General features: G+C 36.2%; 15 protein-coding genes and 1 pseudogene. 5 read left to right on the top strand and 11 right to left on the bottom strand.

Annotation, left to right across the window (positions count from 1 at the left end; translation table 11 throughout):
• Positions 1-7 precede the first annotated feature (7 nt).
• The 4 genes from ACICQD_RS02890 to ACICQD_RS02875 are packed head-to-tail and all read right to left on the bottom strand — an operon-like array spanning position 8 to position 3,255.
• Positions 8-946, bottom strand: a complete 939-nt coding sequence (locus tag ACICQD_RS02890; protein ID WP_395461532.1) for a M23 family metallopeptidase — start codon at positions 944-946, stop codon at positions 8-10.
• Positions 947-949: 3 nt separating this feature from the next.
• Entirely contained in the window at positions 950-1,684 is a 735-nt protein-coding gene (locus ACICQD_RS02885) for a YebC/PmpR family DNA-binding transcriptional regulator (RefSeq protein WP_264373829.1), read from the bottom strand.
• A 59-nt stretch (positions 1,685-1,743) separates the two neighbouring features.
• Complete coding sequence (locus ACICQD_RS02880; RefSeq protein WP_213862790.1) at positions 1,744-2,451, bottom strand: outer membrane protein assembly factor BamD; 708 nt, start codon at positions 2,449-2,451, stop codon at positions 1,744-1,746.
• A 60-nt stretch (positions 2,452-2,511) separates the two neighbouring features.
• Positions 2,512-3,255: a hypothetical protein gene (locus ACICQD_RS02875; protein ID WP_395461531.1), complete on the bottom strand. Its 744-nt coding sequence runs from the start codon at positions 3,253-3,255 to the stop codon at positions 2,512-2,514.
• Between ACICQD_RS02875 and ACICQD_RS02870 the strand changes: the two genes are divergently transcribed.
• Positions 3,230-3,996 (top strand): IS5 family transposase gene (locus ACICQD_RS02870; protein WP_395461441.1). Its coding sequence is split into 2 segments (ribosomal slippage): positions 3,230-3,557 and positions 3,557-3,996, totalling 768 coding nucleotides; the frame shifts between segments, so codons are not numbered across the junction. The two genes, ACICQD_RS02875 and ACICQD_RS02870, sit on opposite strands and share 26 nt — an antisense overlap.
• A gap of 20 nt (positions 3,997-4,016) precedes the next feature.
• Here the strand turns inward: ACICQD_RS02870 and ACICQD_RS02865 are convergent.
• A pseudogene (locus tag ACICQD_RS02865) lies at positions 4,017-4,307 on the bottom strand (hypothetical protein); the annotation flags it as partial.
• Positions 4,308-4,427: 120 nt separating this feature from the next.
• Positions 4,428-4,961 carry a CDP-diacylglycerol--glycerol-3-phosphate 3-phosphatidyltransferase gene (gene pgsA / locus ACICQD_RS02860; RefSeq protein ID WP_010962629.1) on the bottom strand — a complete coding sequence of 178 codons (534 nt, stop codon included), beginning with the start codon at positions 4,959-4,961 and terminating at the stop codon, positions 4,428-4,430.
• 134 nt (positions 4,962-5,095) lie between these two features.
• Here pgsA and ACICQD_RS02855 point away from each other — a divergent pair, with 134 nt between their 5' ends.
• Positions 5,096-6,418 (top strand): malic enzyme-like NAD(P)-binding protein, encoded by a 1,323-nt coding sequence (locus ACICQD_RS02855; protein WP_077188090.1) that lies wholly within the window; start codon positions 5,096-5,098, stop codon positions 6,416-6,418.
• 14 nt (positions 6,419-6,432) lie between these two features.
• On the opposite strand, the gene ACICQD_RS02850 is transcribed toward ACICQD_RS02855, so the two are convergent.
• On the bottom strand, positions 6,433-7,341 hold the full coding sequence (locus ACICQD_RS02850) for a P44/Msp2 family outer membrane protein (RefSeq protein WP_233417545.1): 909 nt from the start codon (positions 7,339-7,341) through the stop codon (positions 6,433-6,435).
• A 129-nt stretch (positions 7,342-7,470) separates the two neighbouring features.
• Between ACICQD_RS02850 and ACICQD_RS02845 the strand changes: the two genes are divergently transcribed.
• A complete protein-coding gene (locus ACICQD_RS02845; protein WP_006280012.1) occupies positions 7,471-7,689 on the top strand; it encodes a BolA/IbaG family iron-sulfur metabolism protein in 219 nt (72 codons plus the stop codon).
• A gap of 15 nt (positions 7,690-7,704) precedes the next feature.
• Entirely contained in the window at positions 7,705-8,028 is a 324-nt protein-coding gene (gene grxD / locus ACICQD_RS02840) for a Grx4 family monothiol glutaredoxin (RefSeq protein WP_006280013.1), read from the top strand.
• A 194-nt stretch (positions 8,029-8,222) separates the two neighbouring features.
• On the opposite strand, the gene fumC is transcribed toward grxD, so the two are convergent.
• The 4 genes from fumC to murC all read right to left on the bottom strand — a co-directional run bounded on the left by fumC (position 8,223) and on the right by murC (position 13,795).
• The gene (fumC, locus tag ACICQD_RS02835) at positions 8,223-9,617 is read right to left on the bottom strand and encodes a class II fumarate hydratase (RefSeq protein WP_264706075.1); all 1,395 of its coding nucleotides are present in this window, start codon (positions 9,615-9,617) and stop codon (positions 8,223-8,225) included.
• A gap of 392 nt (positions 9,618-10,009) precedes the next feature.
• Positions 10,010-11,032, bottom strand: a complete 1,023-nt coding sequence (gene cgtA / locus ACICQD_RS02830; RefSeq protein WP_006280016.1) for an Obg family GTPase CgtA — start codon at positions 11,030-11,032, stop codon at positions 10,010-10,012.
• The gene (gene eno, locus ACICQD_RS02825; protein WP_264373837.1) at positions 11,020-12,294 is read right to left on the bottom strand and encodes a phosphopyruvate hydratase; all 1,275 of its coding nucleotides are present in this window, start codon (positions 12,292-12,294) and stop codon (positions 11,020-11,022) included. The genes cgtA and eno overlap by 13 nt, the downstream gene beginning before the upstream one ends.
• A gap of 4 nt (positions 12,295-12,298) precedes the next feature.
• The gene (murC, locus tag ACICQD_RS02820; protein WP_038250394.1) at positions 12,299-13,795 is read right to left on the bottom strand and encodes a UDP-N-acetylmuramate--L-alanine ligase; all 1,497 of its coding nucleotides are present in this window, start codon (positions 13,793-13,795) and stop codon (positions 12,299-12,301) included.
• A gap of 26 nt (positions 13,796-13,821) precedes the next feature.
• On the opposite strand from murC, the gene ACICQD_RS02815 reads away from it, so the two are divergent.
• Positions 13,822-14,496, top strand: a complete 675-nt coding sequence (locus tag ACICQD_RS02815) for a septal ring lytic transglycosylase RlpA family protein (protein ID WP_010082236.1) — start codon at positions 13,822-13,824, stop codon at positions 14,494-14,496.
• Positions 14,497-14,786: the final 290 nt, after the last annotated feature.

The following is a 14,786-nucleotide window of genomic DNA, read 5'->3' as shown; positions in this document are numbered from 1 at the left end:
ATTGTCTTTAAACTTCTTTTTCACTTGAACTCTCTCTGTTGATCGTTTTATTTATCTTATTTACAAATAGTTTAAACTCTCTTAATTCATGATCAGGCAATTTTACTTCAGTTTTATGCGCTATCGTAAGCGGATCGATGTGTTTGCCGTTATATATAACTTCGTAATGTAAATGAGGGCCTGTTGCAACACCAGTGCTACCAACATAGGCGATGACCTGCCCCTGCTTTACTTTAGAGCCTAACTTTATATCGCCACTAAATCTACTTATATGCGCGTAACAGGTTGAATATTCATTTTTGTGTTTTATTTTGATGTAATTTCCATAGCCACCATTCTTTCCTATATATTCTATCACACCCTCTGCAGCAGCGTATATGGGAGTGCCAAGTTTAGCTGCATAATCCACTCCTTTGTGAAAAGCAATTTTACCGCGAACAGGATGCTTTCTATTGCCAAATTTTGAGGATATGCGATAATCTCCATTTAAAGGATTTGCAAAAATTTCGCCATTTTTTAAGCTTATTCCTTCTTTATTAAAATACCTTTCTTTGCCGTCTTGCGATTTATAATGATATAAACTAATAGCTTTCTTGTTTATTGTCAGTGAAGCATATAAAATTTTTTCTTCAGTCTTCTGATTACTAGGCAATCTCTCAAAAAGAACCTCCAATTTACTCTTCGGCACAATGTCTTTTTTAAAATCAACACCGAAATCTTTATATATGTTGATCAATTTCACCACTGTATTTGGCGCCAACCCTTCCGTGGCAAAAAAGGAAGATTTTATGGTACTGGATATGAATAACAACTTTCTATCACTTTCTGTCGTCAAAGTAGCTTTTTTTTTTCTGATTCCATGCTGGAATGGCTGTGCAAGATCTGTTGATGTTTCAGCGGTATATAACGGTAAGATAAAGAGCAGCATAAATACAATCAGCTTCATCATTTAAACAGCATCAACAAAAGTAAAATTACCTTCCACATACTGTACATCATCATTATCTTCTAATTCTTCAACCAATGCAGATAATTTATCAATCAACTCTTTATCGCTAATTTCAATCAGATCTTTTGGCTGCCATGAAAGACGAGCAAGTTCTGGTTCTCCGAATTTTGCATAAAAGGCATCGCGTACTTTACCAAAATCTTTTATTTCACAAGTTATAACGTGTAATCCTTCTTTGTCATTTTCCTCAATATTCAATACTTCTAATTCGATTCCATGACTGAATAAATCATCAAAATTCACACCCTCTGCTTTATAGACAATTAAACCTACATGATCAAAAAGGTAACTAACACTTCCTGTTTCTCCCAAGTTTCCACCCTTGCGAGAAAATATATAACGTACCTCAGAAGCAGTACGGTTGCGGTTATTAGTCAAGGCATGGACAATGAGTGCAGTACCAGAAGGCCCATGACCTTCATATTGTATTTCCTCGTAATTTTCTCCAGCAATGTTACCAGTTGCATTTTTTATTGCTGTTTCTATTTTATCTTTTGGTAGATTTTCCTTGCGTGCAGCAAATATAGCAGAGCGAAGGCGCGGGTTGAGTTCGGGCAGCCCTTGCTTTGCAGCAACTGTTATTTCTCTAATCATCTTCGTAAATTTTTGAGAGCGCTTTGCATCCTGAGCGCCTTTCCGATGTTTTATATTTGAAAATTGTGAATGACCAGCCATATTCAAATAGTTAAAAACCTAATTATATATCAAAGCATAGAAAAAGCTAAAGCAAATTTTCAAGCCTCTGGCTTGGCATCTTGCAGGTTTTCTGCTAATAACATACTTTCATACTGCTCAGCTTCTAAGTCAAGGCCAAGAGCTGAATGGGCTGCTATTAAATGGTTAATAGACTTAGAAAAATATTTAGAATCCTTATAGCTTGCCATATTCTGGAAACGCTTAATTGCTGCTAAATATTCACCACGCCTCAGGTAAAATTTACCGATAGAATACTCTTTTGTTGATATATGTTCTGTGATTAATTTTGCTCTTTCCTTTATCTCGTCTACATATTCGCTGCCTGGAAAGAGATTAATGTACTCAGTGGCTAGCTCTAAAGTTTTATATGCAGTTTGCTGTCCAAGTTGCACTTTATTAATTTGCATGTAATAAGATAATACTCTTAAGTAGTATACATATGGTAAATCTTCACCATTTGAATAAACATATATATAATCATCCATATCACTTGCAGCACTGCTATAGTTACCCATATTATAGTGAGAGACCCCAGATAATAATTTTGCTTTCATTGCCCAATAAGAAAAAGGATACAAATCCTCTATCTTATGAAATGCCCTAATAGCTTGTTTATATTTTTTCTGGTCAAAAAGTTCAACTGCTTCTTCATATAGTTCAGTTTCAGTTTTTTCAAGATCATCCGCATACGATTGTGTAAAGGAGCAAATTAGGAAAATAAAGCACGTGATTAAAGTCTTATACATAAGATTTTTTTCGATCAAAATAAAGTATAGACCTAAATATTACTTAAATAAATAAATTTCTTAGGCAACAGCCGGTCCTTCTTCTTTATAACTACGGTCAGAACTACCTGCATTTCTTGATTCACCTCGTCCTTCCACTTTTGGATCTTTCAGCGTCTTACTGTAGGAATGTATAGTTAAGACCTGTACAGCCATAAAAATTGCAATACCTACCAAGCCTAAAGTAGGTCCAACAGCAGGATTTAAGGACGATGCTAATGCTATTAACATTATCCTTCTTATTAAAAATACAGAAGAACCAGCAAGCGCCAATCCGGCTACAGATATATTGCTAGTTTTCTTGCTAGATTTCTCATCAAGATCAGACTTTTCTGTTTCCTTTTTCTTATTTTTTTCATGCTTATCAATATAAGAAACAAGAGTTGCAAGAAAAGCAATTGCATTGGCAAGAAATAAAATTGCATCCTCTGCTGCTTCAAGTGAAGATGTTTCACCCATTATCATACCTACAATAACCAGTGCAGTTGTTATAGCCTCAATATAGATCAAACACTGACCTATATCAGAAATATTGTGCTCTTTTTCCTTTACTTCCTCTCCATTTTCAATAATCTCCAACTCTCGTTCTTTTTGTGCTATCTTCCTATTATTGTAAATTAAATATAGCGTACAAATAAGAGATAAGACTGTAAAAGGTAATATAGTGTGGCTTAGAGCCTGTCTTGAAAAGAAATGAGAAAGAGAATATGATGAGATAAGTAAAAAATAGTAGGTAAAAATGTATCCAAGTGATATAAGTGACAAAGAATGGGAAATTTTGGAGCCAAGTGTTGCACAAGGTGCAGTAGGACGGCCAAGAAAGCACAATATTAGAACAATTATTAATGCAATAAGATATATAATGAAAGGTGGTTGCCAGTGGAGAATGCTGCCAAAAGATTTTCCGCCATGGAAAACGGTGTATGATTATTTTCTCAGGTGGCGTAATAGTGGCAAATTGGAAGAAATACACGATATGTTAGTAAAAAAGGTAAGAAAAATGGTTGGCAAAAATGAAATACCTTCGGTAGGAATAATTGATAGTCAATCAGTGAAAACCACTCAAAAAGGGGATCCAGAGGATATGATGCTGGCAAGAAAATAAAGGGTAGAAAACGTCACATCATTGTGGATACAATAGGCCTAATTATTACAGCTGATGTTCATAGTGCAGGCATTCAAGATCGTGATGGTGCTCTAAATCTTTTTACTCAAGCTAAACGAAAAGCTCCAACGCTACAAAGGTTTCTCGCTGATCAGGGATATATTGGTAAATTGCAAAATTACTGTTTATTGAAAACAGGATGTTTATTGACGATTACTAAAAAAGCAGCTGATGCTGTAGGATTTCAAGTTATTCCTAAACGGTGGATTGTTGAAAGAACTTTTGCTTGGCTTTCCAATTTTAGACGTATGAGCAAGGATTATGAGCATTCTCCTCTTACTTCAAAAACTAATATCTCCTTTAATATGATTACTATTATGCTTGCTAAATTAGCTGCTTAGTTCCTTTCAAGACAGGTTCTTAGCGCGCCACTTATCACGCCAAGTAATACCTGATCGCTATATGTTTTTTCCAGTTCAATCGCCATCAGCAATGTAAATGGGACCATTGTTGCCAATGATGCACATTTTCTATATAGCTCTCTTTTTTTTAGTGCTAATAGTTCTTGTTCTAGCCTTTCTCTTTTGACTTCTTTATCAACTGTTGGCCAAAAATCCCAAAAAAACTCTTCTAATGGTTCAAAATCTCTTTTTTTCTTATTCTTTCCTGGAACCTTTTTAGTAGAAGAAAATTTGCCACTAGGTATTTTCATAATATTAACCTAATTAGTTGTAAGTTAATATAATTATACACCTTTTTGCTTTCTGAGTCAATATCACTAAGATATTAACTACTCTTGTCTATTAACTATTTCCTAGGAGATTTAATCAATCTATTTGATGCCGGCTAGGATATAATTATAGCCTGACCACATAGTTATAATAGCTGCAACCCATAAACAAATCGCACCTGTATATTGAATCATATAATAATCGTTCATTATTAGCGCTACTACAGCAACCATCTGCAAAAATGTTTTAATTTTTCCAGCTTTGCTTACAGGTAGACTAACATTTGTAGCTATCAGAAACTCCCGTAAACCCGAGACTAATATCTCCCGACAGATGATGATAATCGATGGTACTATTGTAAAATCATTTATCTTATGCTTATAAACTAGCATAATTATCGTTGAAACCACTATTAATTTGTCAGCAATTGGATCAAATAGCTTGCCAAACTTTGATTGGACTTTCCACGCACGCGCCAGGTAACCATCAAAAAAATCCGTAATGCACGCAAACACAAAGATTGATATTGTTATCAGGCCTGCATATTTATTTTCTATATAAAAACTTAATATTATTGCTGGTATTGCAAGTGCACGAGAAATTGTAAGCAAATTAGGCACGTTTTTTTTAAGCATGTAATATCATCTTACGTAATAGGTAAACTTATACAGAAGTACAACAGAGTTCACAAGTTAATAATTTACAATTGAACATTTATAAAAACTCCATATACTTAAAAAATACAAGCTTAAAATATAAGGATGTAATGATGAACGATGATTTAGATAGTACCACAAAACAAGAAGCGCTTAAGTATCACAGCAGAGGTGGTAACCCTGGTAAAATTTCAATCATGCCAACAAAACCTTTATCTACCCAGTATGATTTGTCACTTGCTTATTCCCCTGGTGTTGCAGCTCCGTGCCTTGAAATAGCTAAAAATCCTGAGGTTGTTTATGATTATACAGCAAAAAGCAACTGTGTTGCTGTCATTTCAAATGGCACTGCAGTGCTTGGACTTGGTAATATCGGTCCTCTTGCTGCAAAACCTGTCATGGAAGGCAAAGCTGTTTTATTTAAGCGTTTTGCTGATATTGATGCAGTTGATATAGAAGTTGGTACAGAAAATATAGAAGATTTCATCAATGCAGTAAGGTATCTTGGGCCAAGTTGGGGGGGGATAAATTTAGAAGATATAAGATCTCCCGATTGTTTTATAATAGAGAAACGCCTGAATGAACTGATGGATATTCCAGTGTTCCATGATGACCAGCATGGAACTGCGGTGGTTGTTGCAGCTGGCATAGAAAATGCTCTTGATATTGTTGAAAAGAAATTAGAGGACGTTAAGATCATTATGAATGGTGCTGGAGCAGCCGGTATTGCATGTTTAGAAATACTAAAGTCCATGGGCGCTAAAAATATAGTGCTGTGTGATAAGCAAGGAGTAATATACAAAGGTAGAAACGAGGATATGAATGAGTGGAAGGAAAAGTATGCAATTGATACTTCCGAACGTTCTCTACTTGATACAATAAAAGGCGCTGATGTATTCATCGGACTATCTGCAAAAGATGTGTTAAATGAAGAGATGTTAAAGAGTATGGGCAAAGACCCGATTATTTTTGCTCTTGCCAATCCCGATCCAGAAGTAAGGCCTGAGTTTGCAAAATCTGTGAGGCCAGATGCAATAATTGCAACTGGTAGGTCAGATTACAACAACCAAGTCAACAACGTAATGGGTTTTCCTTATATATTTAGAGGGGCACTTGATGTACATGCAACAACAATAAATGATGAAATGAAAATTGCAGCTGCAGATGCAATAGCAAAGCTTGCCCGTGAGCCAGTACCAGGTGAGATATCTGCAGTCTATGGCGGTCGTAAAATGGGCTATGGACGTGAATATATAATACCTACTCCATTTGACCCAAGATTAATTTCTATAGTAGCTCCTGCTGTTGCAAAAGCCGCAGTTGATTCAGGTGTTGCAAGAAAGGCAATACAAGATTGGAGTAAATATGAAAATCAATTAAAATCTCGTCTTTCTAATGTTCTCAGCACGCTGAATTTACTATCTTCACATATGTAATTTATTGGATAAAGTTAAAAGTGATAAACCAACCCAAACTCTAAGCCATATATGCCAAACCTATTGGTAATGGTTGCAGTTGTTGATTCAACACGTGCAGTTTCATCAACTTTACTTCCTCCACCGGCAGGAATATATCCTTCACCAGCTAGTATCTTTATTCCTGGTACAATATCTTTAAATTGGTTATCAAGGATACCAAAATAGCGTAAACCAGCAAATGCTTGAGTTTGTGCTGTAAGTTGGTGATTGATACCAAGTTTTGCTTGGTAAGCCAAGGCATATCTGGTTTTTCCTAGAAATTTAACCCTAGTTACACCTGCACCAATACCAACATATGGGGTGAATGGCATTTTTGCTATATTAAAATCACGATATACATTGACCATTCCAGCTAAGTTATTAAAACCTTCATTTTTCATCTTAAATGCAGCTCTGAACTCTGCTTCAACACTACAATTTTCTTGAATGTGAATATCAACCTTTCCACTTCTCCAAGGTGAATTGCATTCCGCTCCAGTAGACGCATCATTGTGACGACGAAGTTCAATATATCTTGCTTTTTTCTTATCTGAATAATCTTCATCATATAAGTTAGTCTGAGAATATAAGCCTTCAAACTCAACTCTCATATTTTTGAATAAATACCCTATTGCAGCACTACCGGCAAACCCTGGAACATATTTAGGACTGTATCCAGCTTCAATTCGCTCCTTCTTATTAAAACTAAAAACCCCCTCTGTTATATTGTCACCTGCATCTTCTTTTCCTTCTAGAGAACCTATTGCATTGAAGAATGCTCCAAAATAGTTAGCTTTGATGTAAACATTCTCTAAGTTATTTATTTTATCATCGTAAGATAAGCACCTAAATGAAAAAGTTAGCAAAACCAATAGATATGTGAATTTAAATCTTTCGCCCACCACAAAGCCTCCCTGCATAATTTGTCATTCCATTATTATAGTATGCTTCTATTTTTTATGATAGCAACTTTTTATTGCGCTCAATCGTTTTAGATTTATAATGAAAGTATTGTAATTTAAAGCAAATCAATGACTATTGCAATTCACGAATTAGAGAGGATCATCAAACAATCGTTCCCCGACGCTGATATAAAGATTCATGATCTTGCTGGAGATGATGACCATTATCATTTAAAAATAAACTCCAAGTGTTTTCTTGGAAAGACAAAAATAGAACAGCATAAAATGGTATATAAAGCTCTGGAAGGTCAGTCTATACACGCCTTGCAACTGGAAACTAATACTTAAAAATAAGGTGAATTTATGAGCAATTTTGAACAAATAAAAAAAGATATAACAGAAAATGATGTGGTATTGTATATGAAAGGCACTTCTGATTTTCCTCAATGCGGATTCTCTGGACTCGTCGTGTCAATCCTAAAAAAATTGAACGTGAAGTTTAAGTATATTAACGTGTTGGAGAATGATGAAATACGTGAATCTATAAAAAAGTTTTCTGATTGGCCAACAATTCCACAATTATATATAAAGGAAGAGTTTATTGGTGGTTGCGACATCACTCGCGAGATGTACGAAAAAGGCGAACTGCAAAGTTTATTGAAGGAAAAAAAAATTATTGCGGAATAAGTACCAAGAAACCAGTGCCCAGACGCTGGATAACGTAGTATAGCTATGAAAAAGGATCTTATGTCTTAAACCGTATCCGTTCAGGGGAGCGGCAAAATAAGGTAGACAAAGCAAGATAATAATGTTGATGTTAACACTATTGTCAAGTTTACTGGCCTTTCTATTAGTGAGATTGAAGAATTAAGTGTGAGCGGTTACAAATAATTTACCATTTCTTCTGGTTTCACTATCCTTTCAAACTCTTCCTCAGTGAGCAGTTGAAGTTTTGCTGCTGCTTCTTTTAGAGTGATATTTTCTTTATAAGCAAGCTTCGCTATTTTTGCTGCATTGTCGTACCCTATATGCGTATTTAATATAGTGACCAACATCAACGACTGATTCAGTAAATCTTTTATCCTCTCTTCATTTGCTTTAATACCAATTACACATTTTTCTGTAAAATTTAAACTTGCATCAGCTAAAAGTCTTATAGACTGCAAAACATTGTAAATTATCACTGGCTTAAACACATTCAATTCAAAATGACCGTTTGAACCACTAATGGTTACAGCAACATGATTTCCCATAACTTGAGTGCATACCATAGTCACCGCTTCACACTGAGTTGGATTCACTTTACCTGGCATAATTGAAGAACCAGGCTCATTTTCCGGTAACATTATTTCCCCAATTCCGCATCTTGGACCAGAACCAAGCAACCTTATATCATTTGCAATTTTCATTAAACTGACTGCTACTGTATTGAGTGTTCCACTGAGCTCAACTAAAGCATCATTTGCTGCTAGCGCTTCAAATTTATTGCCTGCTGAAGTAAATGGAAGGTTAGTAATTCCTGCAACTTGCTTTGCAAAATCTTCAGCAAAACCCTTTTTAGTATTGAGTCCCGTGCCAACCGCAGTGCCACCTTGTGCAAGCTCGTATATACCACTTAAAGTTGATTTTACTCTCTCTATCCCCTTTTTAATCTGGACTGCATAGCCAGAGAACTCCTGTCCTAGTGTTAGGGGCGTTGCATCTTGCAGATGAGTACGTCCTACTTTTATTATATCTTTAAATTCCTGAACCTTATTATCCAGCACCTTATGCAATTTTTCAAGATTTGGAATAAGCAAGCAGTTTATTTGCTCTGCTGCTGCTATATGCATTGCTGTTGGAAAGGTGTCATTTGACGACTGACCATAATTCACATGATCATTTGGATGTATTGGAGATTTACTACCCAAATTACCACCTAAAATCTCTATTGCACGATTGCTGATCACTTCATTCATATTCATATTAGTCTGCGTTCCGGATCCGGTTTGCCAAACAACAAGCGGAAATTCATTATTAAATTTGCCATCTATTACTTCCCTCGCGGCTGTGCAAATTGCGTCCCCTACCCTATCATCTATAACACCATGTTTCATATTAACACGCGCTGCTGCAAGTTTTACTATTGCTAATGCTTTAATCAGAGGCTCTGGCATTTTTTCTGTGCCAATCTTAAAATTTTCTAAAGAACGCTGAGTCTGTGCTCCCCAGTAATGTTCACTTGGTACTTTTACTTCCCCTAAGCTGTCTGATTCTATTCTCGTCTTTCTATCCATATTTTCCTCCTGGTGTTATGCAAACTGGTTCACTACATAATTTTTTCATGCCTACTTCTTGGTTAATTAAATCATACTAGATCCAAGTAGTCAAGTGTACGAACATTGCAATTTTCAGTTAACTTGCATGGTAGATGCAAGTAGCTGACACTGATTCACTTTATGATGGTGTCATTCCAGTCTGGAATCCAGCCTTTTCATAATCATCAAAACGTTGTATTTTAACATAAAACGGCTACTTTTATGCTTACCAACTTAATAAAATTCCTGGATCCCAGTGTCTGGGCACTGGGATGACACCCTTCTGGTGGACTCAAATCACGATGTTTGCACAGCTGTACGCTTAGTTCTGGTTGCACGCTACCATTCTTGTACATCCATAAATAGAAAATTTACGCTTTAAAAGGATCATATACATCGATTTCCTTAGAATTACTCTTTTTCAATTTTTCACTTAATAATCTTAAAATAGGCTGTAAATCACCATTAATTGATAAGCACAGCACTTCTTTATTGAGATAATTAGCTAGGTGATTCTTCTTTTCCAGAATTTCTGCTTCCCTCAATAAGTCGCATTTGTTTAATACTACAATCTCTTCTTTTTCAACAAGATCACTATTGTAAAGTTCCAATTCATTATGGATACAACTATAAGCCGAAACAACGTCATCGTGAGTTACATCGATTAAATGAAGTAAAATTTGACACCTTTCTATGTGCTTTAAAAATTTATGCCCGAGCCCAACTCCAAGGTGAGCATCAGTAATTATTCCAGGAATATCTGCTATTACAACTTCGCTATCATCCACTTTTACCATGCCTAAATGAGGTCTTACGGTGGTAAATGGATAATCGCCTACTTTTGTATCGGAATTTGAGCAGCGAGTCAAAAATTTTGATTTACCTGCGTTTGGCATGCCAATAATTCCAACATCTGATAAAACTTTTAGTTTTAATAATACATGTTTTTCTTCGCCAGGCTGACCGTAAGTAAAATGTCTTGGTGCCTTATTAGTAGAAGATTTAAAATTAGTATTTCCAAGTCCACCTTTTCCACCCTGTGCTACTTGAAATTCCATACCAGGCTTGTCAAGGTCTACTATTATCTCTTCACTTTCTTCATCAATTATTTGTGCACCGACTGGAACTTTAAGTATAACGTCTTTCCCTGCTGTGCCAGATCTATCCCTGCCTGCACCATTTTTTCCACTATCTGCTTTAATGTGTCTTCTATAACGAAAATGAAGCAAAGTGTTGAGATTAGCGTCGCTGATGAAAACTATGTTTCCACCCTTTCCTCCATTACCACCATTTGGACCACCAAATTCAACGAACTTTTCTCGACGAAAACTTGCACAGCCATCACCACCGTCACCAGCTTTTAAACACAATTTTACTTCGTCTATAAAACCCATGCTAACCCACGATAATATTTAGCATCCTTTCCTAATGCGCTTTCTATTCTGATTAGCTCGTTATACTTCGCGAGTCTATCAGAACGCGATAGCGACCCGGTTTTTATTTGCCCGCAATTTGATGCAACTGCTATGTGGGATATTGTTGTGTCTTCTGTTTCACCTGAGCGATGAGAAATAACAGCTTTATAGCCATTTGATTTTGCCATTTCAATAGCAGCAAAAGTTTCTGTTAACGTCCCTATTTGATTTGGCTTGATCAGTACAGCATTTGCCATTTTTTCCTCTATTCCTTTGCATATCAGTTCACAATTTGTAACAAACAAATCATCCCCAACCAATTGAATTTTACTCCCCAATTTTGCAGTAAGTAATTTCCAACCTTCATAGTCGTCTTCACTCATTGCATCTTCTATAGAAATTATTGGATATCTTTCCACAAGATTACAATAATATTCAGTCAACTCTTCTGAAGTAAGATCTCTGTGTTCAAATTTGTAAATTCCATCTTCATAAAAAGTAGATGAAGCAACATCAAGGCCTAGTGCAAAATCACTTTGCGCTGAATAACCTGCTGATTCTATAGCGTATATGATCAAATCAAGTGCTTCTTCAGTACTTTCAATATTTGGTGCAAAACCACCTTCATCCCCTACATTTGTGCTATAACCTTTTTTCTTAAGAATGCTACGTAAGTTGTGGAATACCTCCGCAGATATTCTAATCGCTTCGCTGAAAGTCTCAGCACCGACCGGAAGAATCATGAATTCTTGGAAATCGAGCTTATTGTCTGCATGTACTCCACCATTAATTATGTTAATGAGTGGAACCGGCATAACACTCGTCTGCTTTCCTCCCAAATATCTATATAGCGGCATTTTGAAACTGTTTGCTGCTGCTTTTGCAACTGCAAGAGACACACCCAAAGTTGCATTTGCTCCAAGTTTTGATTTGTTTTTTGTTCCATCCAGTTCAATTAATGCTTTATCAATTGCATTTTGGTCCGCTGCATTCATTCCAATGATTTCATCTGCTATTATCCCATTTACAGCTTGAACAGCTTTCAGCACTCCCTTACCACAATACCTTTTCTCATCTTGGTCCCTGAGTTCCAAGGCTTCTAATTTACCGGTTGAAGCTCCAGAAGGTACAGATGCCCTGCCTATTGCACCATCACAGAGCTCAATTTCTACCTCAATAGTGGGGTAACCCCTGCTATCTAAAATTTCTCTTGCAAATACGTTATTGATTATCTTATTCATTACATTAAACCTTAACTTCCGCAATAAGTGCTGCAGTTTCCTTTGCCAATTTAGCTATATTACTACCAGCACCAATAAATAATACTATATCACTTGGACTTGTCGAATCACTAATAAAATGTGAAATGAGCAAAGCATCATTCATAATTTTTGTGTTATTAAATCCATTACTGATTAAAGCTTTTTGTATATCATCAATCCCACAACCAGGAATAGGCTTGTCTTCTGGGGGATGAACAGGAGTGAGGATGACATAATCAAACATCATGAAAATTCGTATGAATTCATCAAAAAAATTACGAATGCGGGCAAAACGAAGTGGTTCGATAATTCCTATTACTTTTCCTTTAGTAATCGAACGTGCAGCCGTTAAAGTTGCATATATTTCATTTGGATGATGGGCATAATCCTCAATTAACTTAACACCTTTAATATCGGCAATCAAAGAGAATCTTCTTGCTACTCCTTGAAATTCCAAAAGGCCTTTTTTAATATCTGCATCGCTAATTCCGAGCTTTATCGCAACTGATATTGCAGCTAGGGCGTTGCTTACTTTGTGAATTCCAATTGCATTTGATAGTACTATGTTTTTTAAAGGGCTGGATCCCAGTGTCACGCACTGGGATGACATCTCTGTACACTTTCCTTTTGTCATTCCAGCACGTAATGCTGGAATCCAGTTGTTCAACACATCAAATTCTATGCTGTTAGCATGCTGTTTAATGTTGCTGGCTCTTATGCTACCATTCTCAAACCCAAACGTTATAGAATTACCCGCATCATAATCGATGTCTACAGAATCAGGTAAAACTGCAGAACCTGCATTATTCACGAATTGGGAAAATGCATTTTTGATATTATCAAATGTGCCGTAATAATCTATGTGGTCATTGTTGATACTTGTTATGACAGCAATCTTTGCAGGGATTTTTAGCATAGTTCCATCAGACTCATCAGCCTCGATCAGAAAAGTGTCACTCCCTCCAAGTTTGAAGTTGCTCTTATAGGAATTTAATATCCCTCCTACAGTTACAGTCGCATCAATGCCAGAATGATCAAAAATGGAAGCAATCATAGCGGTTGTTGTTGTCTTTCCGCTTGAACCTGAAACCGCTATCACATATTTACCTTTCATAATTTCAGCAAGTATGTCTGATCTATGCAAAACGGTTTTATTGTTATTTTTTGCCGCAATTAACTCCACATTATCAGATTCTATTGCAGAAGAATGTACAACTATTTGAGCTTGGCTTATATTATTAGCATTGTGACCAATAAAAACCTCTATACCTAGCTTTTGTAACTTATTTATATTGTCGTTTGATTGTGCATCACTGCCTTGAACTTTGCAATTGGAATTGTGAAGAATTTCAGCAATGGCACTCATTCCGATTCCACCTATACCAATAATATGTATTATTCCTTTTTGAGTTTTGTTAATATTTAGCAGTAGATGTTTACTCATTACTAAATTTATTATAGTATAATTTAAAATCCTCATAGTATCGAACCCTCTTACCGAATACAATGATAAAAAACCTAACCTTTCTATGTCTAATATTTGTTTTGATAAGTAGCTGCAGTTTTAGCAACAGGTTTAACTGCACTGCAGGTCATTATAAAATTGGCAGCAGCTACACAATAAATGGTATAACTTATTATCCAAAAAACTGTAAACACTATGAAGAGATAGGGATAGCATCGTGGTATGGAATAGAAGATCATGGCACACTTACAGCAAATGGTGAAGCGTTTAACCGTCACTTGATCTCTGCAGCGCATAAGACTTTGCCCTTACCCTGCTTTGTTCTTGTCACTAATTTAGAAAATGGAAGAAAGCTTGTTACAAGGGTTAACGATAGAGGGCCTTTTATTGAAGGCAGAATAATAGACTTATCAGAAAAAGCAGCTCAAGTCTTAGGATTTCATAAATCTGGGCTTGCAAAAGTAAAAGTTCAATACCTAAGAAAGATGTCAGAACAATTGATACAAAATACTCCTCATTACAGAAAGCAATATGAAAAAGAAATGCAGAAACGTCACCCGAAACAAGACAGTGCAGAAAGTAAGGGATATGTTGCATTTTTTAAAAGTGCTCAGGCTGCTAAATCAGCTGCATCAAAGCTTCGCAATCAAGGAATAAAAAATGTTAGATTGCTTTTTAAGAACGATCAATATTGCGTGAAAGTGAGTTATAGGTAGTGGTGAGTGCAGAATTTGAAAGATTTGGTTAATGTAAGGAACGCTGGCTAACTATTGTAAGTTAAAAATGTGATATAAAAAAGATATCAACAATTTATAGCTATACCACCGCGATATCTCTTAGCCGCTAACACGTAGCGGAATGACGAGCTTATCGTCACGCCACCGCTAACCGTCATACCGCGATTTATTCGCGGTATCTCAGCCGCTAACAAGTAGCGAAATGACAGCAATCCTACGTCATGCCGCCGCTAACCGTCATACCGCGATTCATTCGCGGTATCTCAGCC

It is taken from the genome of Wolbachia endosymbiont (group A) of Therophilus tumidulus, from assembly GCF_964277345.1.
Lineage (GTDB): Bacteria > Pseudomonadota > Alphaproteobacteria > Rickettsiales > Anaplasmataceae > Wolbachia > Wolbachia pipientis.
This window is presented reverse-complemented; position numbering and strand designations above follow the sequence as displayed.

Bases quoted from the DNA above. Each gene is read 5' to 3' on its own strand.
- ACICQD_RS02845 (WP_006280012.1), top strand. From the start codon at position 7,471: ATGACTATTGCAATTCACGAATTAGAGAGGATCATCAAACAATCGTTC.
- pgsA (WP_010962629.1), bottom strand. From the start codon at position 4,961: ATGCTTAAAAAAAACGTGCCTAATTTGCTTACAATTTCTCGTGCACTT.
- ACICQD_RS02815 (WP_010082236.1), top strand. From the start codon at position 13,822: ATGATAAAAAACCTAACCTTTCTATGTCTAATATTTGTTTTGATAAGT.
- eno (WP_264373837.1), bottom strand. From the start codon at position 12,294: ATGAATAAGATAATCAATAACGTATTTGCAAGAGAAATTTTAGATAGC.
- ACICQD_RS02855 (WP_077188090.1), top strand. From the start codon at position 5,096: ATGAACGATGATTTAGATAGTACCACAAAACAAGAAGCGCTTAAGTAT.
- grxD (WP_006280013.1), top strand. From the start codon at position 7,705: ATGAGCAATTTTGAACAAATAAAAAAAGATATAACAGAAAATGATGTG.
- ACICQD_RS02880 (WP_213862790.1), bottom strand. From the start codon at position 2,451: ATGTATAAGACTTTAATCACGTGCTTTATTTTCCTAATTTGCTCCTTT.
- ACICQD_RS02885 (WP_264373829.1), bottom strand. From the start codon at position 1,684: ATGGCTGGTCATTCACAATTTTCAAATATAAAACATCGGAAAGGCGCT.
- ACICQD_RS02890 (WP_395461532.1), bottom strand. From the start codon at position 946: ATGAAGCTGATTGTATTTATGCTGCTCTTTATCTTACCGTTATATACC.
- fumC (WP_264706075.1), bottom strand. From the start codon at position 9,617: ATGGATAGAAAGACGAGAATAGAATCAGACAGCTTAGGGGAAGTAAAA.
- murC (WP_038250394.1), bottom strand. From the start codon at position 13,795: ATGAGGATTTTAAATTATACTATAATAAATTTAGTAATGAGTAAACAT.
- cgtA (WP_006280016.1), bottom strand. From the start codon at position 11,032: ATGGGTTTTATAGACGAAGTAAAATTGTGTTTAAAAGCTGGTGACGGT.